The sequence below is a fragment of the Coriobacteriaceae bacterium genome, from assembly GCA_025992855.1.
Classification (GTDB): Bacteria; Actinomycetota; Coriobacteriia; order Coriobacteriales; family Coriobacteriaceae; genus Collinsella.
The window spans coordinates 52,766-72,978 of the sequence record DAJPGB010000001.1; the positions used below are offsets into that span (position 1 = coordinate 52,766).

Here is a 20,213-nt window from a genome sequence, read left to right on the forward strand (position 1 = left end):
CCTGTTACAGGTTGAGACGATTTGATAGTGGAGTCCTTATTTGCGCGTCATATCGCGTAGCGCTGACGCGCTGGTTTCCACAATGACAGGAGGTAAAAGTCCTCCCGCATCACCCGTTGGCAATCCCGTAGCGATAACTAGCAAATAACCTGCGTGTGTTCCTCGATGGCGGCACGATCCTCGGCGGCGATGCCCGGCTCGCACACCACGGCGTCCAAATTGTCCAGGCGGCAGAAGGTGTAGAAGTCGCGCTTGCCGATCTTGCTGGAGTCGGCGATCAGATAGCGCGAGTCGGCCTTGCTAAAGGCGAGCTGCTGGATGCGGCCCTCTTCCATATTGGATGTAGACACGTCGCCGTCCAGAATGCCGTTGGCACCGATAAACGCCGCGTCGATGCCCAGCGCACGCAGGGTATCCTCGGCCGTTGGTCCCACAAAAGCGGCGGTGCGGCGACGGTACATGCCGCCCACCAGGCACAGGTCGCAGTCTTCGCGCGCCTCGAGCAGGTTAAACACCGAAAGCGAATTGGTCACAATGCGCAGGCGAAACGCCGGCAGCATCGAGGCCATCTGCTCAACCGTGGTGCCCGTGCCCAAAAAGATGGTCGAGCCTTCCTCGATAAGCTCCACAGAACGGCGCGCAATCTGCAACTTTTCCTCGGCATGCTTCGTGCGCTTTTCGCTGTGCGAATACTCATGGCGCAGCATAGCGTGTGGACGGCCCTGCGCACTGCGGGCTCCGCCGTGCACGCGCTCGATCTCGCCCAGGCTCGCAAGCTCCTCAAGGTCACGGCGGATCGTCATATCCGAGACACCTAACGCATCCGAAATCTCCTTGACCGAGACCGTTCCCTGTTCCTCGAGCAGCTGCCGAACCTTATCCTGTCGCTCCGCTTTAATCACGATGAGTCCTCGCTGTTCCACGCTCACGTCAATTCAAACAGTAACGAACAAATTGTATCAGACTCGTGCGCGTCAAAAATCAACGCCAGCACAGCTCCAATCATCACTTTTTTGAGAAAAATACCCCCTGCTTTAGTGGGGTGTAGTGATAATCCCGCCTGTTCGCGCTACAGTTTGTCGGAAATACCTCGATGTTAGGAACCAAATGATCACTTCCGAGCTTTTCGGCACCGCGCCGTGCGGTACCCCCGTTCATCGTTACACCCTCAACGGGCCCGAGATCTGCGTTCGCATTATGGACTATGGCGCCACCGTGCTGGGCATCGATGTGCCCGACATTCCCGGCAACGTGCGCGATGTGGTGCTGGGCTTCGATAAGCTCGAGGATTACTTTGACAACCCCGCCTGCTTTGGCGCGACCATCGGTCCCGTGGCCAACCGCACCGCGGGCGCCACGATCACTATCGACGGCACGGACTGGCATATGCCGGCCAACGAGGGCGTCAACAACCTGCACAGCGATCTTGAGCACGGCCTGCACAAGCGCGTGTGGGACGCCGAGCTCGACGAGGCCCACAATGCCGTGCGTATGACTACCTCACTCGAGGATGGCGAGCTGGGTCTTCCCGGCAATCGCACGTTTACAGCCGTTTTTACCGTAACGCCGACGGGCCGCTTCCGCATCGAGTACAGCTGCGAGAGCGACCGCGCCACCTACGTGTCCATGACCAACCACACGTACTTTAACCTTGCCGGCCACAACGCCGGCATGGACTGTGAGCACTTCTTTGTTGCCAACGCCGCCCACTACCTGCCCATTAACGAGCAGAACATTCCCACCGGCGAGATCGCTTCGGTCGAGGGCACGCCGTTTGACTTCCGTGAGTTGCGCCCCGTTGCCCCCGGTATGGAGGCCGACGATCCGCAGATTAAGCAGGCCCGTGGTTACGATCACTGCCTGTGCATCGGCGGCTACCAGTACGGCCGCAACCTGCGTCACGCCCTGCATGTTGAGGAGATGTGGACTGGCCGCGAGATGGATTACTACACCACCGCCCCGGGCGTGCAGCTCTACACCGGCAACTGGCTGGGCGACGAGCACGCCAAGGACGACGCCAACTATGGCTGGGGCGCCGGCTTTGCCCTCGAGGCCGAGATGTATCCCGACACGCCGCACCACGCGCTGTTCCCCCAGGGCATCGTGGGCCCGGGTCACCCCTACAGCAATGTGATCGAGTACCACTTCATGAGGCACTAAGTCCACAACGCGACATATCGCACAGCAGCGCCCGCCGGCACCACCGCCGACGGGCGCTTTTTCATCCCTAGGTCTCAATTTCGCTGTCACCGTATGAGGGATCAGTTGAACAGATTGTCGATGGGGTCGGGGCTGGAGCTGGGGAGGTAGCGGATTTCTAGCTCTATGCCGCGTTCTTGTAGCTCCTTGAAGGCAGCGACGTCTGCGTCGCCTACGGCAACTGCGGGCGTTACAGGACGCTTGCCCTCCCCTGCTTGCATGTGACCGATGCTGATCTTGGTGATGGGCACGCCGCCCTTAACCAGCGCGAGCGCATCGACGGGTGAGGCCACCATGATCAGAATCCATTGACGCGGCGTTGCGGTATGAATGATGTCGATGGTCCTTTGCACCGAGAAAAACCGTGTCCACACGCCTTCTGGCGCCGCGACCCTCATAGGCGCCCACTTGCGCGAATCCGCCGCAATCTCGTCGTTAACGATTAGGACGAGGTTGGAACCAACCTCCTCATTCCACAGCACAACGTCTTGCCCGTAAATGAAACGGTCGTCGATGCGTGTGAGAAGAATCTTGGGTTGAGCCATCGCTGCCCCATTCTGTTTGAGACCCGTAAGAGCAAGACATCGCGTCTCCAATATTAGTGCATTTAAGGTTGATTTCCGATCTCAGCCGAACACATTGAGCGGATAGGCCGTTCCCGCAGCTAGCCGAACGCCCCCGAGGCCCCTCACGGGCCCCGGGGGCGCCGTTTTCCCAGTTGAAGGAACGGTGGAGATGTGTTTCGATGGGTCCGGTGGCCATGCTCCGCCCTCCGCCCGGCACCTCTTCCCAGACTCAGCCGGACGGTCGGTCCGTCTATTCCGTTTTGCCTTCAGACTAGGCCAGCGGGGCATCGCCCCTCTCGGCGCGCGCCCTCTCGATGAGGCCCGGCGTCAGGTCGAGTTCGCCGATGGGCACCTCCTCCACGCCGCAGGCGTCCAGCAGCGCCGCCGCGTCGCCGCCGAGCATCGCCCTGAAGGCGCGGGCGGGCGTCGAGAAGCCGAGCGCGCCGCGGGGCTCGGAGTTCACGTGCGACATGGCCAGCGCCAGGTCCGCCGGGGCGAGCCGGTCGAACCTGAGGCACGCGCCCTTGGGAAGCAGCTTCCTTATCTCGACGTGGTTTCGCTCGCAGGCGCCCTTCTGGTCGCTGCGCCTGGGGTCGCAGTAGAACAGCCTCGTCTCGCCCGGCCCCTCGCCGAGGAGCGCCGCGATCGCGCCCTCGTCGGAGAACTCCGCGCCGTTGTCGGTGAGCACGGCGCGGAAGACCCTCCCCATGCCGTCGGCGCCCAGCACCGAGCGCACGCCCTCCAGCGCCGCCTCCACGCTCGCCGAGTCCTTCGCCTCGAGCAGGAGCGCCAGCTGGAGCCTGCTGGGGCGGTGGAGCAGCGTGAGCAGGCAGGCCGAGTCCTCCCTGGCGCCCTCGACGGTGTCCATCTCCCAGGCCGCGGCGCACGCGTCCTCCCCGAGGGCGAGGAACGCGGCGTGCGACCTGCGGGCGGAGTGGCGCGTGGCCGCCCGGCCGGCGGCGCGCTTGCGCGGCCTGTAGCCGACCTTGCGCCTGAGCTCCATGTTGGTCATGCCGTCGTAGCCCGCCGCGACCCAGCGGTAGATGGTCGACGGCGACAGGTCCACCGGCCCGCCGTTGCACGCCGCCATCTGCTCGGGGGACAGCCCCCGGCGCAGGCAGCCCCTTATGGCCTCCAGCCTGGCCGCCGCGGCCGGCTCGTCGGCATCGATCCCGCGCCTGGACGAGACGAGCACCGAGTCGGCGCACAGCTGCGCGGCGCGGGCCTCGTAGAAGACGTGCGGGCGGCGCTTGCAGCCCACCGCGCGGTAGCGGCCGCAGCCGTTGCAGCAGCGCGGCCACGCGGCCAGGCGCGGGCAGGCCGCCGACAGGTCGGCCGAGCCGTCCACGCGCTCGCCGCGCCTGGCCTTCGGCGCCGTCACGAACCTGTGCGACGCCACCTCGGCGCTCACCGTCGAGGGCGACCTGCCCAGCTCCCTCGCGATCTCCCTGCACGAGGCCCCGCGTTCCAGCATCCTCTGGACCGTGTCCCGCTCGTGCCTGGTGAGCCTGCCGTAGGCCCTCGGGGCCGCCTTCTCGGGACCCTTCTTCCTCTTTCCGGACATGCCGTCCTCCGATCTCCCGGGGCCGGCCGGTCCGGCCCTCAGGGTATCGGGTTCCCACATTCATCCGCACATGTACGGATGAATGTGGGAGGTGTTCGGATGAAGTTGATAATCAAGGTTAGTGCATTTAAAGTGAGAAAAGCCGTCAGAACACTTGCGCGGATGTGCGATGTCCCGTATCATAGACAGCCGTTGACGCCTCACTTGCGTCACCACATGGCCGCCAGCGTAGCTCAGTTGGTAGAGCACCGCTCTCGTAAAGCGGGGGTCACCGGTTCGAGCCCGGTCGCTGGCTCCATTGCACAAGATAGCCGCCTACGGGCGGCTTTTTTGTTGCCGATTTTGAGTGCGTGCGCGCCAATCCAAGCATCGCCACGTCAACAGCGGCCCACTCGGTGGACTTCGGGTTTAATGCTTAGGGGCGGGGATTTACCAAAGTGAAATTTTAATGAAAAGAAACCCAGCTGCAACAATTGCCATGGTGAGGGCTCGAATTGGCCATATAGATCTAAAATGGTCACAATATACAAATGTCGAGAGACATTGGGGATATAGATGAAAAGAACTAAGGGTTTTCTTTTGTTGGTATTGATGCTGCTCGGACTGTTCTGCCTGAGTGGCCCTTCTTGGGCCGAGGCTGTCTGTCCTGAAGGTGAGCCTCAGCAGTCTTATACGGGCAGCCTGCTGATAACTGCTAAGGAGGGCGATGCCGACTCTCAGTCTGGGGTAAATCCCCTTGCCACTTTTGAGGGGGACGGCGGAACGGTCAAGCTTGACCATATTGGTAGCGGGATTTTGAGGTGGCAAGTTCTTCCGGACAAAATTGCGAACGATCCCTTCTCTTTTGCTGGAACGATATATCTATACAAGGTTGTGAGCGGAAAACAAAAATACGTCAATTGCTATCCGACAAACGGGTCTGGAATTGCATTCACCGGCATTTCGGGGCAGATTGATACACATGTACGAAAGGGAACCTATGTGGTGCGTTGGGTTGGAGCTGCTGCAGGCCCGATATGGATTGCGGTCTTGCGCCCCGATGTCCAAATAGGTTTCTCTCTCTAGACGGGAAGTTGCTCATGGACGCCATATATGACGGGGATGACTGGGTCGATCATTATACTTGGCGCCTGGTCGGCTCGAACGACAATGGGGATGTGGTGTTTGATGGACTATGTCCAAAGCATCTCCATCCTTTTGTCTCGTCGTTAATTGAGAGTTCCGCTCGTGTTGCCCCCTACAGCTCGGCATCGCTTCATGATACGGACGTTTTGAAGACCATAAGGGAATCAATTGACGAGGGCACGATGAGCGGCCCGCTGTTTTCTCGGCTTGTGGGGCTAGATGAGATTGGCTCGAAACGACTGCTTGCGGGCGAAAAAGTGGAACTCACTTATCGGTCGATGATTTCAATCCTGCGGCTAGCCGATGTTCTTCGCAAATAAATGAGGCTTCCCTATTCAAAAACCGAAAACCCCGCCAAACGTGATTCCCCTAGGAAAAGCACGTTTGGCGGGGTCCTAGCGTGATTTCCCTAGGGAAATTACGCCATCAGACGAACAGCTCAGCCGAGCAGCTCGCTACTCCTCCCAGTAGGCGTCGGCAAGCAACTTAAAGCAGATCTTCTTGACCGGCTGTGCGCCATCGCCCGGGAACTCGAGCGTGGGCATGTGAGGCTCACCGGCAACGAACAGCGCGAACTTGTCGTCGGTAAGATCGCCGGCGATCGAAGCGTCGGAATCGACCAAATCGTAGTCGTCCTTCTCGTCAAACTCCTGGACCAGCGTCAGGCTACCCGTAGCGACCTTAAAGGCCTCACGACCCTCGACGTCAATCTGCAGGTCGTGATAGCGCTGATGCGTCTCATAGTGAGCCTCGTCCTCGGGACGCGTCGTGGGAGCCATGACGTTCGCAAAGACCTTGTCGCCCAGAATCGGATGGCTGCCGACCTCGAGCTCCGCCGGGTCGTTCTCCTCGAGCCAGTCAATCAGCACGTCGAGGCCCTTGAGCATTCCGCGGTATTCCTCGATATCGCCCAGTGCACCGTAAATCATCTAAATCCCCTCTCGGATCGTTTCTTTGGCGGCTACTCGGCAAACACGTTACCGATGCTGTTGCCACCCACACACGTCTCGACCAGGGTAAGGTCGGGACTGAACACGACAAAGCCGGCGTCGCGCCCCAGCATAATGCTACCGCACTTGTCGTCGACATGAGCTAGCAAGCAATGCCGGGGCCGACGCCCAGGCTTTTACAGCTCGGTCACAACAACGCCGTTGTAGACCTCGTCCCAACGGTCCATGACCAGATGGCCGGTCATGGGATCCATGGCATTGAGCTTGCCGCAGGTGTTGGCAGTACGCAGCACCGTCTCGTCGTCCGCGCCAGCAGCAATGGCATGCGCGAAGCCAGCGATAGTGGAGTCACCAGAGCCCGTGGCGTTAACGGCAGGGATATCGGGCGTCTTTGCGCGGAACGCACGGCCATTGTGGAAGCCAACGGAGCCGGCAGCGCCCATGGACACGACGACCCAGGGGATATCGGAGAAGCGGGCATCAGAGGCGAGCGCGGCGCGGAGCTCGTCCACATCGTCGGTGGTAAAGCTCGTGCCCAGAAGGCCGTTGATCTCGGTCAGGTTAGGCTTGACCAGCTCGGGCTTAATTTCGGACTTAAGGGCGGCCTCGAGCGAAGCACCCGAGGTATCGAGCAGCACCTTGGCGCCGGCGTTCTCGGCAATGCCCGTAATCTTGGCATAGTAGTCTGCCTCGACACCGCGGGGCAGAGAACCCGAAATGGTGACGACGTCGGCCTTGCCCGCAAGCTCAGTAAACTTGGCGGTAAAGGCATCGAGTTCCTCGGGGGCAATTGTCGGGCCACTCTCGAGCAGCTCGGTCTGGTTGCCGGCGTGGAGGATGTTGAGGCAAATGCGAGTCTCGCCCTTGATGGGCACAAAGTCGTTGTTAATACCGTTGGCGTCCATGAGCTCAGCCATGTAGGCGCCCATGTGGCCGCCGAGCAGACCGGTTGCCACAACGTCGTCGCCCAGCTGACCCAGCACACGGGCCACGTTGAGGCCCTTGCCGCCAGCGGTCTTTTCGGGCGTCACACGGTTAACGTCGTCGATAACGAGCTCATCGAGCTGATAGCGCGTATCGACAGACGGGTTCATCGTAACGGTGAGGATCATTTTTAGCTCCTTATCTCGCAGGCTCCTTGTGCCTCGCGATACGAGTCGACAAAACAGAATTACAGAATCTTAATCGTGAACGAGCGAACGACGGTCTCCTTGGGCTTGGCGACAAGGCAGCCGCGCTTGTGCTCAAGCACGTCGTCCTCATCGGAGCAGGTCGAAAGGCCGCCCCAGGGCTCAACCGCCACAAAATCGCCCTCGGGCTTACTCCACACAATGAGATATGGGAAGCCCTCAAAGCTCAGGCGGACGCCCTTGTCCTCGTCCTTCTTAGAAAGCGTGACCTGACGGCTCTCGAGCACATCAAAGATGGTCTCCGCAAAATCGAAGAGCTCATGCGACAGAGGCAGTGTCTTTCCCACCATGGGGTTCTTGGAGCGATTGGTCACGTCAATCAAGCCAGTCGAGGGGACGGCAGTGCAAAGCTCCGCAGCCTCGTCCTTCTCAAAGCGCAACTCGTAGTCCGTATAGGCCTCGCCCTCATCGAGCGGACACCTAAAGCCGGGATGACCGCCGATAAAGAACGGCATGTCCTCGGTTCCCTCGTTGGTCACCTCATAGGAGACGCGCACGGCAGCGTCCTCGAGCGTATAGCGAGCGACAAGCTTAAACAGATACGGATAATCGCTCAGCAGCGCGGCGTTATCCTCGGAAGCCAGGCACATCACCAGCTCGTTTTCGCCTTGGCTCAGCAGCTTCCACTCCTGTTTGCGCGCAAACCCGTGGCGAGCGAGCTTTACATGATGCCCGGCAAACGTCATGGCGCTGTTGTCGCGCAAGCCTCCGCAAATCGGGAAGCAAATCGGTGCTTGGCCGGACCACACGGCGGGATCGCCCTGCCACAAGTACTCGCGACCTCCAGCCTCAATCGAGGTAAACGAACCACCAGCCGTGGACACCTTAATAGAAATCGAATCGTTGGAGAGAGCGTATTCCATTGCCCATCCTTTCGAACAACTGCTTTTGCTCGCAAGTACCTGTCTCGGCCCTGACCAAAGGACAAACCCGCACGTTCACCGATGCATCCGGTATCCCAGGCATGCAACGGGGCACCATACAGACATTGATGCAATTACAGCTGAAAGGCCTTCTTATGCGAACCATCATCCTCTATGCCTCGCGCCACCACGGCAATACGAAAAAGCTCGTGGACGCCATCGTCGAGGCGCACCCCGAAATCGATACCCTCGACGTCAAGGCGCTTGGCAAAAACGAGTATCCCGACCTGCACGAATACCATCTGATTGGCGTCGCCACGGGCATCTATTACTCCGAGATCGACAAGGACATGGCACGCGTGCTCACGAACGTGCTGCAGCCGCAGAACAAGGTGTTTGGCCTTATGACCTACGGTGGCAAAAACAAGTGGTACGGCAAGGATATCGATGGTATCTGCCGCATGAGGCAGGCCATCTTTATGGAGGTCTACGGCTGCCCCGGTTTGATACGTGGGGGCCGTTCAAACTCACCGGCGGTGTCCAAAAGGGACACCCGACCGCTGAAGAAATTAAGGGCGCCGTCGACTTCTTCGACAAGATCGAAGACGAGTACGGCGACATCATCGTCGAAGAGTATGCCAAGCGCGAGAAGCGTCTAGCCTACGAGAAGGAGCATCCTGCAGGAGGCCTGGTGGCCGGCGTCAAGCGCACGGCAAAGAAGATCGCTAACAAGCTGTAACTGTAAAGGTGCTTTTGAGCGTTTAACCCATACGGCGGGTCCGAGCAGATTCGGGCCCGCCGTTTTTTCTATCGTTACTCGGTAAAGGCGTTGCCGACGCTCTGACCGCCAACATACGTCTCGACGAGGGTGAGCTCATGGTCGAACACGACAAAGTCGGCGTCGCGACCCGGCATGATGCTGCCGCACTTATCCTCGATGTGCGCAGAGCGAGCCGGCACCTCGGTTGCCATGCGAATGGCGATATCGGCGCTGGCGATGCCCCAGTCGACGATGTTCTTGACGCCCTGGGCAAGCGTGAGCACCGAGCCGGCAATGCTCTTGCCGTCGGCGAGCCAGCACAGGTTGTCCTTCATGATGACGTCCATGCCACCACTGGTGTAGCTGCCCTCGGGCATGCCGCCGCAGCCCAGGCAGTCAGTGATGAGCACCGTGTGTTGCCAGCCCTTTGCCTGCAGCAGCGCCTTGATGGCGGCAGGGTTAACGTGCTTGCCGTCACAGATGATCTCGGCGTAGGTCTCGGGCGTGGACATGGTAGCGCCCACGACACCGGGCTCACGGTGATGCAGCCCGCGCTGACCGTTATAGGTATGCGTAAAGCAGCTGGCACCGGCGTTGATGGCGGCGATGCACTCATCGTAGGTGGCGTCGGAGTGACCGATGCTGGTCACCACACCCTTGGCGTTCAGAGCAGCCGCATAAGCAGCGGCACCGTCGCGCTCGGCCGCCATGGCGCTCTTAACGATGCGACCACCCGCAGCCTCCTGCCACTGATCGAAGACCTCCTCGGAGGGATCGATGAGGTAAGCGGGGTTCTGCGCGCCCACGTGCTTCATGGTAAAGAAGGGGCCCTCCAGGTAGATGCCCTGAATGCGGGCACCGCAGAAGTCGGGGCCGCGACCCTCGTCCGCCTGAGCGATGGCGGCGCAGGCGTCCTTGATCTGCTCGACGCCATCGGTGAACGTCGTGGGCAGCCAGCTGGTGGTACCGCGACGGGCGAGCTCGGTCGAGCTGATATCGATGCCCTCGGGATCATTATCGGTAGTTGAGTGGTTGTAGAAGCCATGGATGTGAGTATCGACCATACCCGGTGCGATCCACGACCCCGTGTAGTCCTTAATCTCGCAAGAGGGCTCGTCGGCCTGCCAGGCGCTAAAGACGCCATCCTCGACCATAAGATAGCCGCCCAGTTGCGGGCCTGCCGGCAAGAAGAACTTGTCAGCCTTAATTGCGTACGTGCTCATATGCACTCCTTGCTTCTAAAGCAGTTGACTGTGGTGATGCTATACCCAGCTCAGGTAAAACAAAAAGCGCCCGCCCGCCGTTATGAGCGGACGGGCGCCCTTACAGAGGGACGCGATTAAGCGGTGAAGGGGTGAATCGTCACGCCCTTGACCACGCGGTTGACCGTGCCGGTGGGGCTCGGCGTATCGGGCGTGTTGCCCACGCGCACGGAGTTGAGCAGGCTGATGGCCTGGGCAAACATCACGAACGGCAGAGCGAGGTAGCCCTCGGGAAGCGCTTCGTAGCCCTTAAAGGTGAAGGACTCACCCTCATAGACGGTAGCACCTTCCTGCTGAACGGCGATGGTGTGCTGAGCGATTTCGTCGCCACCGATCTCGTTGAGGATGTCGATGTCGTACTGACGGGTGTAGGCGTCGTTGTTGACGAACACGAAGACGAGCGTCTTATCGTCGACGAAGGACTTGGGTCCGTGACGATAGCCCATGGAGGTGTCGTAGGAAGTAGCGACCAGACCGTGAGCAAGCTCGAGGATCTTGAGCTGGCTCTCCTGGGCAAGGCCACCAAAGGAGCCAGAACCCAAGTAGGTCACGCGGCTGAAGTCGCCAGCCAGGTAATCGGCGATCTCAGACTCACGAGAGATGACCTCCTCGCCCATCTTGGCAATCGTCTCGACCCACTCGGCCTTCTGCTCGTCAGAGGCAGTGTCGAAAATAAGGGTGGAGAGCAGGGTCATGCAGGAATAAGAGCCAGTCATGGCGAAGCCCTTGTCGTTGGCGCGCGGAATGAGCAGCGTCAGCGCATTGGGATCATCGGCAGACTCGACGGCGAGCTTGCCCTCGGGAGCGCAGGTGATGTTGAGGAACTTGACGTTGTGGACGAGCTCCTTGGCAACGGCAACGGCGGCAAGGCTCTCGGGGCTGTTGCCAGAACGGGCAAAGGAAACCACGAGCGTGGGATCCTCGGCGCGCAGGAAGTCGCGCGGGGCGCTCACGATGTCGGTCGTGGCGATGGGCTTAAAGTCGTAGAGATCAGTGTTGCCAGCGTGACGCAGGTACGGGGCGCAGGTATCGCCAACGTAGTCGGACGTACCGGCACCGGTGAAGACAACGGACAGACGACCCTCGCCCATAGCGCGAGCCTCGGCCAGGAAGGCCTCGATGGCCTCCTTGTTCTCGCGATAGATGTTGAGCGTATCACGCCAAAGCTCGGGCTGCTGAGCAATCTCGGCCGTGGTGATCTGGGCGCCGAGCTCGGTGAGCTCCTCGACACTCTTCTCGAACATTTCTAATACCTCTTTCTTTACTAAATTGCCTGATATACAAAGACTCAACCTGAAAAGTCAAATCGAGTAGTAGTCATAGGCTGTTTTTCTTTCGTTAGCACTCGTATCCGATCACACAGTATCTCGATAGTGAGAGATTCTGTACTTGAACTTGTCCGCGCGAGCCACCGAAAGCGTGAACTCGACAACATCATTTTGGGTGTTGTGAGTAGTTCGGACTATGTCCAGAACTGGCGCACCCTCACTAATACCTAGAAGCCGAGCGTCACATGGACGTGCTATACCCGCAGAGAACTCCTCATCCGCTACTCGAATTTTCTGCTGATAATCCTGCTCAATGACATCGTAAAGGGGCTTCTGTTCGAGTAGAGGACGCTTGAGTGAAATAAAGAGCCTTGCTGGAAGATAGCTACGCTCAACCATCATAGGTATACCATCTGCCATCCGTAAACGTTTGAGTTTTAACACCTTTTCACCCAAACGAATCCCCATTTGTATCGAGAGCGTTTTATCTGCTTCCATTTCACAGAACTCTAAGATGGTTGTTTCTGGCAGCCGGCCCATCGCTTTCATCTGTTCAGTAAAACTGTACGATTGGGTAAGATTTGTTGCTTGAGCTAGTCGATCGGCAACAAACGTACCGCGACCTTGTTTTCGCACAATCCGACCAAGATACTCAAGTTCCTGAATTGCAAGTCGGACAGTCGATCGCGAAAGCCCGTAGCGTTCGGCAAGTTCACGTTCGGACGGAATCAAATCACCTGGCTGATATTCATGATCAATTTTCTCGATCAGAATATCTACGAGCTGATCGTATAGCGGTTGCCTGTGCCTCTTGCACGTCATGATATTCTCCACGTAATTAGCAATTGACCAATACTTCAGCCTTCAGGTAATGCATCAACATGTCCCATAAATGGGCTAATAGCGACACTACATCTCATCGTCTTCATCAATGTCAGCACTCTCGAGTTTCTTGAGATCGACTCCCTCACGACCAACGACCCGTGCGCGTTCGGCAAGTTCATCAAGCGTTGGGTCTCCAAACGCACGCGTCATAACGAGCTCTACCAACATAGGTAGATTTGTTCCGGTGACAACGGTCACGTTATCGAGCTCAGTCGTCATTGGGATAGCTTGATTGAACGGAGTACCGCCAAGCAAATCAACAAACACCAATACGCCATCACAAGCTTGACGCATCTTGGCAATGCAGGTTCGCAAATCATCACCAAAAGTAACCGCCTCCGAGCCCGCAAAAGGAACTACCTCAAAATTAGGCTGTTCGCCGGCGACCATATCCACAGCGCTTTTCAAACCAGGTGCAAACTGACCGTGACCAGTTAGTACAAATCCAATCATTCTATCTACCTTTCTACCGTTCGCTTTCTCTAGCCAAAGAACCCCTCAAAAGGGCTCTTACGACCACTGCATCATTAAAGTTTAGTGAGTATTTTGTTTTATCGTGGGAGGTCTGTGAGCGTCTCTAAGCTGCTTTTCAAGGTTGCGATATCTACGTGCTTCGTCCTTGTTCCCGCTGCTCTCATATTGATATGAAAGCAGCAGATAGAGCTTTCCGCGTAACCCAAGGTCGTTCGTATCCAGCATAGCTTCCATCTCATCGATCTTATCATGCCGACGGCAAAAGACTATGTCGTAGGTCAATTGACTGTCCGCCAAAATGCCCTTCGACACGATGGGGCGCATCTCTTCCAACATGGACGCTGCCCGCTTCCGGTCACCCGTCTTGATATAGAAATTAAAGGCGCGAACCGCAAGCTGTCGACGTTGTTTATCGCTGCACGACATCTCCAGCAAGTGGTCAAGCATTCGATCCGCATATGCGTCCATATCAGCAGCTTCATAGATCGTGAAACGCAGGTAATACTGCTTATACGTAGACATTACTATACGCGCAAGTTTGCGATCGAGCAGGTCTATGCAATCTTGGTATAAGCCCAAGTTAAACAATACCTGCAATTTCATATCGAAGTATTTTTTCGCTCCTTCGGTCACAGCGAAATAAGCCACGACAACACAAATGAACAGGACGATCCAAAATGGCATTGCACTATATTCCCTTCAAGGCAGCCTTAAGGAATTAATCGAACACGATGACTGCATAACCGCCTATGAACAGCGGTGTCCGACAAAACAAAAGAGGCGCACACTCCAGGGGATATGGCGATAAAGTCGCCTTGGAGGTGTGCGCCACGTCTCAATTGAGGCTCAAATGCCGTGACAATATGGGGTATTTAGCCCTTGCAAATGATACCGAATGCACCCAAGGCAATGGACAGAACCAAGACGATAAAGATGGCCTTCGTCGAGGTCATGCCCTTCTTACCGAGGAGCCAGTATACGAAGCCGACGAGTGCGGCAGGAACCAGCTTGGGGCAAATCATATTGCAGATGTTCTGCAAATCAACGGTAACGCCGCCGATAACAGGCTTCGCCGCAATAACGATACCGACATTGGTTGCGACCAGAGCACCGACCATAAAGACACCCATTACGGAGGCCGCGTCGGTCAACGCGTTCAGGCGATCGCTCATGGTGGTGACGAGCTTCATACCCTGCTCATAGGCCATGTGGGTCTGCTTGCAGCGGAACCAGTCAACAAGAATGTTAACGGCAACCCAGATGAAGATACCCAAGGGGTTGCCGTTCATGGCCATATTGGCAGCCAGGGCGCCGAAAATGGTCGGGAGCAGCGAACCGAAGATGGAATCGCCGATGGAAGCCAGCGGTCCCATGAGACCAGTCTTGAGACCGGCAACAGCCTCGAGGCCCTCAATGCCCTCCTCTTCCTCGATCGCCAAATCGATACCGGTGATGATCGTGTTGAGGAAGTTTGAGGTGTTGAAGAACGGTGCGCACTGGGCGCGGCAGGCTTCCTTTAGCTCCGGCGTGCCGTCGCCGTACAGCTTACGCAGTGTGGGCAGGATAATCCAGAGATAACCAGAGTGCTGCATGCGCTCGTAGTTCCAACCATCCTGGAAACCAAGCAGGTTACGACGGTTGATCTGCGCAAGGTCGTCCTTGGTAATCTTGTAGCCAGTGGTGCCATTGGCGAGTTTCTCATTAGAGCTCATCGTCGTCGTCTCCCTCCGCAGCGCCAGCAGCAGCGACGGGACGCTGGTTGTTCTTGTAGTACAGCAAAGACAGAGCAAAGCCAATAATAGCGATCGCCAGCATCGACATGTTATTGAACATACCGACCATATCCACGGCGCCCTTACCAAGCGCGGCGTTCACAGCGACGATGTTGGTGTTGAGGTTAATGATGCTCGTGAAGGCCGTACCAAACAGGGCGGCGATTACAAAGCCGAGCAGCAGGTAGGCGACGTGCTTTTTGACTGGCAGGTAACGGAGCAGGATGGCGAAGCCAACGGCGGGCAAGGCACCGCCAGCAACAGACAGACCGTCACCCAGCCACTTCAAGTCGCCGTTAAGGGCGGTGGTGATGCCCTCGACCAAGCCCTGGCCAAATGCGAGAGCCAGGAAGACCGGAATCATGCGGGACAACATCCAGGAAACGGCACCGAGCAAGTAGTGTACGTTGTAGGCGCCCCAGTTCATCTTCTCGATATCGGCATCGCACATGTGACCGAAGAACGTGTTGGCGAAACGACCGGCGATATCGGTGTAAACGAGAATGGCAGCGACAGGTACGCCGATAGCGGCAAGAGCCGTCTCGGGATTCATGCCCGCGCCCACGGCAAAGGCCGTGGCGACCAGAGTGCCGGAGTTGGCATCGATACGAGAGGCGCCGCCAAAGGTACCAACGCCCAGGACGGTGAGCTGCATGCTGCCGCCGATAAACAGGCCAGTCTGTAGGTCACCCATAATCAAACCGGTAATCATACCAGAGAAGACGGCTGAGCCGGCACAGGTGTACCAGTTCAGCTCATCCAGAATCTGATAACCCGCATACAGGGTTAACAGAAGAATCTGCCACCAAGCAATCATGGTTAACTCCTTATTTAAGGTGTAACAGTTTCTACAATACCAATACGCTTATATAAACCGCGCATCCCCCTTCACGGCCTAGCGTTAATTCGACTAGAGCGTGAAAGCCTCTGGGTTATCCTGCGGCGTCAGCTGAATGACAACAGGAAGATTATCGGCCTTGAGTTTGGCAAATGCATCAAGGTCCCCCTGGTCGCAACTAATGTTGCGAGACAGCTTCTTGACCGGCTCCATTGTCGTCATATTACCGACGATGAGCTGCTCAAGCTTAACACCTTGCTCCAAAAGTCGAACGTAGACCTCAGGCTTTTTCGCAACAATAAAGAGACGTTGCGCATCATATTTGCCAGCAGTGATGTTGGCAGCGGCCTTGTCGACAGGAAGCACGGACAACTTCACAGTTGCCGGGCAAGCCATGCGAAGAACCTGCTTTTGGGTAGCATCTTGCGATACCTCGTCGTCAACTACCATGAAGCGGCTTACCTGACGGGCGTTAGACCAGAGGTTTGCCACCTGTCCGTGAATCAAGCGAAAGTCGACTCGTGCGCCTACAATCATTTCTACTCAACTCCTTCTTGTTCAAGTGTACGGATAACGGGCTCAGAGCGAAGGGAGATTTTCGCATCATACACGCCCTCTGTTTCGAACATAACGAGCTCATTGGTACCAGGGTGCAATAAACCGTGCGGAACATAGAGCGTCATGATGGGACCCTTATCCCAAAAACGTCCGACATTCGTTCCGTTTACGAATGCCACACCCTTTCCAAAACCCGTAGTGTCGATAAAGGTATCAGCCGGCTCAGATATATCAAACTTTGCGCGGTAAAAGGAAGGTTGCCCCTCTACCCAGCCGGCGGAATAATCAAGATTATCGATGTTATCGAGTGGCAGACAACGCATCTCCCAACCGGTAACAAAGTGAAGATCAACGCAAACTCCTGTCCTAATGCCCTTATGCTGCGTATCAGCGAGCAATTTGTGACCATAATTGACGCGACCCATATCCTCGGTCAGAACATCCAGGCGGTTTTGTTCACAGGGAAGAACGCAGTGAATATCTTCCCCAATGTGCTCCTGATACTGCGTCGCCACTTTGTCACCGTTCACAAACACCTGTGCACGGTCGCGGGCGTCAATAACCCGAATACGCTCTTCATCTGCACGGTCACGCTCGACAGTCGTGGTATATAACGTATATCCATACGACTGACCCATCTCTTCCATAGGCATAGGATATTGAGCTTCAATCGGCTCCGAAAGAATATCGAGCACATTAAAGAGACTTACGCGCTCACTCACCGAAATATCGGGCATGGAAAACGTCTTTTTTGTTAACGGCTTGCTTTGCGCGATATCGGGATACAGCTCGTGAACTGTCCTTTGAATTGCGAAGTATTTCTCGGTCGGGTTGCCCTGTTCGTCCAATGGAGCATCGTAGTCATATGATGTCACCTGGTGCAGGTCATGCGTATGGCGTGCAGAACATCCGTTCATAAATCCAAAGTTGGTGCCTCCATGAAACATGTAGAGGTTTAAAGATCCTCCAAGCTCGAGCACCTCGCGAACGCAAGAGGCAAGATCTTCGGGATCGCGTCTGATGACGTTCTCCCCATAGCGATTGAACCAGCCGTCCCACAATTCCATGCACATAAGAGGCCATTGTTTTCCATGTTCCTTGTGAAAAGCAGAAAGAGCCTCAAAGTTCTCCTTTGCATGAGAACCAAAGTTGCCGGTGCACAACACATCATCGTCAATGAGCGTACCGGCACGAAGACACCCGCGCCACGGACCATCGGAAGTACAAAGGGGCACGGAAACCCCACGCTCGACCATAAGGCGACGAATCGCACGAAGATAGTCCTTATCCTCGCAATATGATCCATACTCGTTTTCAACCTGCATCATGATGATGTTTCCGCCCTTGTCAATCTGACGCGGGACGAGTATCGGCATGAGATGGTCGTAGTAATGCGCAACGTGAGCAAGAAACTTGGGGTCGCTGCTACGCGGTCTCATATCATGTTGGCGCAGCAGCCATGCTGGCATGCCGCCAAATTCCCATTCTGCGCAAATAAACGGAGAAGGCCGAACAATTGCATACAGACCGAGCGACGCCGCCTCATCAAGAAATGCCGCCAAATCAATTGAACCAGAAAAATCAAAGACGCCAGGCTTTGGCTCATGAAGATTCCACGGTACATACGTTTCGACCGTATTAAACCCAAGAGCCTTAAGGTTATAGAGCGAGTGATGCCAGTCGCTCGGATGAACACGCATATAGTGAATCGCCCCCGACAAGATGGTGAACGGCTCATCATCGAGTAGGAATTGATTGGTGATTTTAAACGAATGCATGCTACTCCCGATCTTCGTGCTCTACGACGCGGATGCCGGTTCCTCGGCCCTCAGCTAAACGCCTTGCCTATTATGGACGCATTGACGCAATTATGTAGTCAGAATCTGAAGTGGTCCGTAAACGGTAGCCAAATGACGATGAACGGCTTTAATGAACAAAATATAAACCCGCTGGTAAATTACTTTTTAACTATAGATTTCTAACGATTCTATATTTGAAAGGTGGTATGTACCAGCTATCCACTATTTCATACTAGTTACATTATGCTTCAATCGCATTTCTTCAAATGCTTATCTACTTTGTTGTTGCCGATTTGAGTGCGCGTGCGCCAACCCAAGCATCGTCACGGCTTCAGTTCCCCTATTCATAAACATAAAACCCCGCCAAACGTGATTCCCCTAGGGAAAACACGCTTGGCGGGGTCGTGGCGTGATTTCCCTAGGGGAATCACGCCATCAGGCGAACAGCTCAGCCGAGCAGCTCGCTACTCCTCCCAGTAGGCGTCGGCAAGCAACTTAAAGCAGATCTTCTTGACCGGCTGCGCGCCATCGCCCGGGAACTCGAGCGTGGGCATGTGAGGCTCACCGGCAACGAACAGCGCGAACTTGTCGTCGGCAAGATCGCCGGCGATCGAAGCGTCGGAATCGACCAAATCGTAGTCGTCCTTCTCGTCAAACTCCTGGACCAGCGTCAGGCTACCCGTAGCGACCTTAAAGGCCTCACGACCCTCGACGTCAATCTGCAGGTCGTGATAGCGCTGATGCGTCTCATAGTGAGCCTCGTCCTCGGGACGCGTCGTGGGAGCCATGACGTTCGCAAAGACCTTGTCGCCCAGAATCGGATGGCTGCCGACCTCGAGCTGCGCCGGGTCGTTCTCCTCGAGCCAGTCAATCAGCACGTCGAGGCCCTTGAGCATTCCGCGGTATTCCTCGATATCGCCCAGTGCACCGTAAATCATCTAAATCCCCTCTCGGATCGTTTCTTTGGCGGCTACTCGGCAAACGCGTTACCGACGCTGTTGCCACCCACATACGTCTCGACCAGGGTAAGGTCGGGATTGAACACGACAAAGTCGGCATCGCGGCCGGGCATAATGCTGCCACATTTATCCTCGACGTGAGCAGAACGCGCGGGCACCTCGGTCGCCATGCGAATTGCGATATCAGCGCTCGCAAGACCCCAGTCGACGATGTTCTTGACGCCCTGTGCGAGCGTGAGCACCGAGCCGGCGATAGCAGAGCCATCGGCGAGCCAGCAAAGGTTGTCCTTCATAATGACGTCCATGCCGCCGCTGGTGTACTTGCCCTCGGGCATGCCGCCGCAACCCAGACAGTCGGTGATCAGCACCGTGTGCTGCCAGCCCTTGGCCTGCAGCAGTGCCTTGATAGCAGCAGGGTTCACGTGCTTACCGTCGCAAATGATCTCGGCATAGGTGTTGGGCGTGGTCATAGCAGCCCCGACAACACCGGGCTCACGGTGATGGAGGCCACGCTGGCCGTTATAGGTATGCGTAAAGCAGCTGGCGCCAGCATTGATGGCGGCTGCGCACTCATCATAGGTGGCATCGGAGTGGCCAATGCAGGTCACAACGCCCTTGGCGCTCAGAGCCGCAGCGTAAGCGGCGGCGCCGTCACGCTCGGCCGCCATGGCGCTCTTGACGATACGACCGCCGGCGGCCTCCTGCCACTCGTCAAAAATTTCCTCGGACGGGTCGATCAGATAAGCGGGGTTCTGGGCGCCCACATGCTTCATGGTAAAGAACGGACCCTCCAGGTAGATACCCTGAATACGAGCACCGCAGAACTCGGGCCCGCGCTCTTCGTCCGCCTGCGCAATAGCGGCACAGGCGTCCTTGATCTGCTCCACGCCGTCGGTAAAGGTCGTAGGCAGCCAGCTGGTGGTACCACGACGAGCAAGCTCGGTCGAGCTGATGTTGATACCCTCAGCATCGTTGTCAGTCGTGGCATGGTTATAGAAACCATGGATATGGGTGTCCACCATACCCGGTGCAATCCATGTACCCGAATAATCTTTGATCTCGCAAGCGGGCTCATCGGCCTGCCAAGCGCCAAAGACGCCGTCTTCGACCATCAGGAAGCCGCCCAGCTGCGGCCCCGCCGGCAAAAAGAACTTGTCGGCCTTGATAGCATACGTGCTCAT

General features: G+C 56.9%; 22 protein-coding genes and 1 tRNA gene. 5 read left to right on the top strand and 18 right to left on the bottom strand.

All coding sequences use genetic code 11. From position 1 onward, the window contains the following. Positions 1–137: 137 nt before the first annotated feature. The gene (locus tag OIL88_00210) at positions 138–902 is read right to left on the bottom strand and encodes a DeoR/GlpR family DNA-binding transcription regulator (protein ID HJI70814.1); all 765 of its coding nucleotides are present in this window, start codon (positions 900–902) and stop codon (positions 138–140) included. Positions 903–1,107: 205 nt separating this feature from the next. On the opposite strand from OIL88_00210, the gene OIL88_00215 reads away from it, so the two are divergent. After that, positions 1,108–2,160 (top strand): galactose mutarotase, encoded by a 1,053-nt coding sequence (locus OIL88_00215; GenBank protein HJI70815.1) that lies wholly within the window; start codon positions 1,108–1,110, stop codon positions 2,158–2,160. A gap of 101 nt (positions 2,161–2,261) precedes the next feature. Here OIL88_00215 and OIL88_00220 read toward each other — a convergent pair whose 3' ends face one another. Next, positions 2,262–2,744 (bottom strand): PTS sugar transporter subunit IIB, encoded by a 483-nt coding sequence (locus OIL88_00220; protein HJI70816.1) that lies wholly within the window; start codon positions 2,742–2,744, stop codon positions 2,262–2,264. A gap of 292 nt (positions 2,745–3,036) precedes the next feature. Next, the gene (locus tag OIL88_00225; protein HJI70817.1) at positions 3,037–4,329 is read right to left on the bottom strand and encodes an IS30 family transposase; all 1,293 of its coding nucleotides are present in this window, start codon (positions 4,327–4,329) and stop codon (positions 3,037–3,039) included. Positions 4,330–4,551: 222 nt separating this feature from the next. Between OIL88_00225 and OIL88_00230 the strand changes: the two genes are divergently transcribed. From OIL88_00230 to OIL88_00240, 3 genes are all read left to right on the top strand, one after another. Then, a tRNA-Thr gene (locus tag OIL88_00230) sits at positions 4,552–4,627 on the top strand. A 257-nt stretch (positions 4,628–4,884) separates the two neighbouring features. Continuing rightward, on the top strand, positions 4,885–5,394 hold the full coding sequence (locus OIL88_00235) for a hypothetical protein (GenBank protein ID HJI70818.1): 510 nt from the start codon (positions 4,885–4,887) through the stop codon (positions 5,392–5,394). A 14-nt stretch (positions 5,395–5,408) separates the two neighbouring features. Continuing rightward, complete coding sequence (locus OIL88_00240; GenBank protein ID HJI70819.1) at positions 5,409–5,774, top strand: hypothetical protein; 366 nt, start codon at positions 5,409–5,411, stop codon at positions 5,772–5,774. A gap of 135 nt (positions 5,775–5,909) precedes the next feature. Here OIL88_00240 and OIL88_00245 read toward each other — a convergent pair whose 3' ends face one another. Genes OIL88_00245 through OIL88_00260 form a run of 4 tightly spaced genes read right to left on the bottom strand, consistent with a single transcriptional unit; the run spans position 5,910 to position 8,457 of the window. Beyond that, positions 5,910–6,383 (bottom strand): YhcH/YjgK/YiaL family protein, encoded by a 474-nt coding sequence (locus OIL88_00245; GenBank protein HJI70820.1) that lies wholly within the window; start codon positions 6,381–6,383, stop codon positions 5,910–5,912. A gap of 32 nt (positions 6,384–6,415) precedes the next feature. Beyond that, on the bottom strand, positions 6,416–6,553 hold the full coding sequence (locus OIL88_00250; GenBank protein HJI70821.1) for a hypothetical protein: 138 nt from the start codon (positions 6,551–6,553) through the stop codon (positions 6,416–6,418). Positions 6,554–6,580: 27 nt separating this feature from the next. Beyond that, positions 6,581–7,516: a hexose kinase gene (locus OIL88_00255; GenBank protein ID HJI70822.1), complete on the bottom strand. Its 936-nt coding sequence runs from the start codon at positions 7,514–7,516 to the stop codon at positions 6,581–6,583. Positions 7,517–7,575: 59 nt separating this feature from the next. Next, a complete protein-coding gene (locus OIL88_00260) occupies positions 7,576–8,457 on the bottom strand; it encodes an aldose 1-epimerase family protein (protein ID HJI70823.1) in 882 nt (293 codons plus the stop codon). Between the two features lie 155 nt (positions 8,458–8,612). On the opposite strand from OIL88_00260, the gene OIL88_00265 reads away from it, so the two are divergent. Continuing rightward, positions 8,613–9,116, top strand: a complete 504-nt coding sequence (locus OIL88_00265) for a hypothetical protein (GenBank protein HJI70824.1) — start codon at positions 8,613–8,615, stop codon at positions 9,114–9,116. 154 nt (positions 9,117–9,270) lie between these two features. Here OIL88_00265 and nagA (OIL88_00270) read toward each other — a convergent pair whose 3' ends face one another. From nagA (OIL88_00270) to nagA (OIL88_00320), 11 genes are all read right to left on the bottom strand, one after another. Further along, positions 9,271–10,440 carry an N-acetylglucosamine-6-phosphate deacetylase gene (gene nagA, locus OIL88_00270; protein HJI70825.1) on the bottom strand — a complete coding sequence of 390 codons (1,170 nt, stop codon included), beginning with the start codon at positions 10,438–10,440 and terminating at the stop codon, positions 9,271–9,273. Positions 10,441–10,556: 116 nt separating this feature from the next. Continuing rightward, positions 10,557–11,723 carry an SIS domain-containing protein gene (locus OIL88_00275; protein ID HJI70826.1) on the bottom strand — a complete coding sequence of 389 codons (1,167 nt, stop codon included), beginning with the start codon at positions 11,721–11,723 and terminating at the stop codon, positions 10,557–10,559. Positions 11,724–11,834: 111 nt separating this feature from the next. Next, complete coding sequence (locus OIL88_00280; GenBank protein ID HJI70827.1) at positions 11,835–12,569, bottom strand: GntR family transcriptional regulator; 735 nt, start codon at positions 12,567–12,569, stop codon at positions 11,835–11,837. Positions 12,570–12,656: 87 nt separating this feature from the next. After that, positions 12,657–13,085 carry a PTS sugar transporter subunit IIA gene (locus OIL88_00285; GenBank protein ID HJI70828.1) on the bottom strand — a complete coding sequence of 143 codons (429 nt, stop codon included), beginning with the start codon at positions 13,083–13,085 and terminating at the stop codon, positions 12,657–12,659. Positions 13,086–13,166: 81 nt separating this feature from the next. Beyond that, positions 13,167–13,790, bottom strand: coding sequence for a hypothetical protein (locus OIL88_00290; protein HJI70829.1), 624 nt, complete (start codon positions 13,788–13,790; stop codon positions 13,167–13,169). A gap of 188 nt (positions 13,791–13,978) precedes the next feature. Continuing rightward, positions 13,979–14,818: a PTS system mannose/fructose/sorbose family transporter subunit IID gene (locus tag OIL88_00295; protein ID HJI70830.1), complete on the bottom strand. Its 840-nt coding sequence runs from the start codon at positions 14,816–14,818 to the stop codon at positions 13,979–13,981. Continuing rightward, on the bottom strand, positions 14,808–15,695 hold the full coding sequence (locus tag OIL88_00300) for a PTS sugar transporter subunit IIC (protein ID HJI70831.1): 888 nt from the start codon (positions 15,693–15,695) through the stop codon (positions 14,808–14,810). The genes OIL88_00295 and OIL88_00300 overlap by 11 nt, the downstream gene beginning before the upstream one ends. Before the next feature lie 93 nt (positions 15,696–15,788). Next, positions 15,789–16,253, bottom strand: a complete 465-nt coding sequence (locus OIL88_00305; GenBank protein ID HJI70832.1) for a PTS sugar transporter subunit IIB — start codon at positions 16,251–16,253, stop codon at positions 15,789–15,791. Positions 16,254–16,255: 2 nt separating this feature from the next. Continuing rightward, on the bottom strand, positions 16,256–18,052 hold the full coding sequence (locus OIL88_00310; GenBank protein ID HJI70833.1) for a beta-galactosidase: 1,797 nt from the start codon (positions 18,050–18,052) through the stop codon (positions 16,256–16,258). Between the two features lie 485 nt (positions 18,053–18,537). Then, positions 18,538–19,011 carry a YhcH/YjgK/YiaL family protein gene (locus OIL88_00315; GenBank protein HJI70834.1) on the bottom strand — a complete coding sequence of 158 codons (474 nt, stop codon included), beginning with the start codon at positions 19,009–19,011 and terminating at the stop codon, positions 18,538–18,540. 32 nt (positions 19,012–19,043) lie between these two features. Next, positions 19,044–20,213, bottom strand: a complete 1,170-nt coding sequence (gene nagA, locus OIL88_00320; protein HJI70835.1) for an N-acetylglucosamine-6-phosphate deacetylase — start codon at positions 20,211–20,213, stop codon at positions 19,044–19,046.

Coding starts and splice junctions, on each gene's coding strand:
- OIL88_00215 (HJI70815.1), top strand. CDS start 1,108: ATGATCACTTCCGAGCTTTTCGGCACCGCGCCGTGCGGTACCCCCGTT.
- OIL88_00220 (HJI70816.1), bottom strand. CDS start 2,744: ATGGCTCAACCCAAGATTCTTCTCACACGCATCGACGACCGTTTCATT.
- OIL88_00225 (HJI70817.1), bottom strand. CDS start 4,329: ATGTCCGGAAAGAGGAAGAAGGGTCCCGAGAAGGCGGCCCCGAGGGCC.
- OIL88_00235 (HJI70818.1), top strand. CDS start 4,885: ATGAAAAGAACTAAGGGTTTTCTTTTGTTGGTATTGATGCTGCTCGGA.
- OIL88_00240 (HJI70819.1), top strand. CDS start 5,409: ATGGACGCCATATATGACGGGGATGACTGGGTCGATCATTATACTTGG.
- OIL88_00245 (HJI70820.1), bottom strand. CDS start 6,383: ATGATTTACGGTGCACTGGGCGATATCGAGGAATACCGCGGAATGCTC.
- OIL88_00255 (HJI70822.1), bottom strand. CDS start 7,516: ATGATCCTCACCGTTACGATGAACCCGTCTGTCGATACGCGCTATCAG.
- OIL88_00260 (HJI70823.1), bottom strand. CDS start 8,457: ATGGAATACGCTCTCTCCAACGATTCGATTTCTATTAAGGTGTCCACG.
- OIL88_00265 (HJI70824.1), top strand. CDS start 8,613: ATGCGAACCATCATCCTCTATGCCTCGCGCCACCACGGCAATACGAAA.
- nagA (HJI70825.1), bottom strand. CDS start 10,440: ATGAGCACGTACGCAATTAAGGCTGACAAGTTCTTCTTGCCGGCAGGC.
- OIL88_00275 (HJI70826.1), bottom strand. CDS start 11,723: ATGTTCGAGAAGAGTGTCGAGGAGCTCACCGAGCTCGGCGCCCAGATC.
- OIL88_00280 (HJI70827.1), bottom strand. CDS start 12,569: ATGACGTGCAAGAGGCACAGGCAACCGCTATACGATCAGCTCGTAGAT.
- OIL88_00285 (HJI70828.1), bottom strand. CDS start 13,085: ATGATTGGATTTGTACTAACTGGTCACGGTCAGTTTGCACCTGGTTTG.
- OIL88_00290 (HJI70829.1), bottom strand. CDS start 13,790: ATGCCATTTTGGATCGTCCTGTTCATTTGTGTTGTCGTGGCTTATTTC.
- OIL88_00295 (HJI70830.1), bottom strand. CDS start 14,818: ATGAGCTCTAATGAGAAACTCGCCAATGGCACCACTGGCTACAAGATT.
- OIL88_00300 (HJI70831.1), bottom strand. CDS start 15,695: ATGATTGCTTGGTGGCAGATTCTTCTGTTAACCCTGTATGCGGGTTAT.
- OIL88_00305 (HJI70832.1), bottom strand. CDS start 16,253: ATGATTGTAGGCGCACGAGTCGACTTTCGCTTGATTCACGGACAGGTG.
- OIL88_00310 (HJI70833.1), bottom strand. CDS start 18,052: ATGCATTCGTTTAAAATCACCAATCAATTCCTACTCGATGATGAGCCG.
- OIL88_00315 (HJI70834.1), bottom strand. CDS start 19,011: ATGATTTACGGTGCACTGGGCGATATCGAGGAATACCGCGGAATGCTC.
- nagA (HJI70835.1), bottom strand. CDS start 20,213: ATGAGCACGTATGCTATCAAGGCCGACAAGTTCTTTTTGCCGGCGGGG.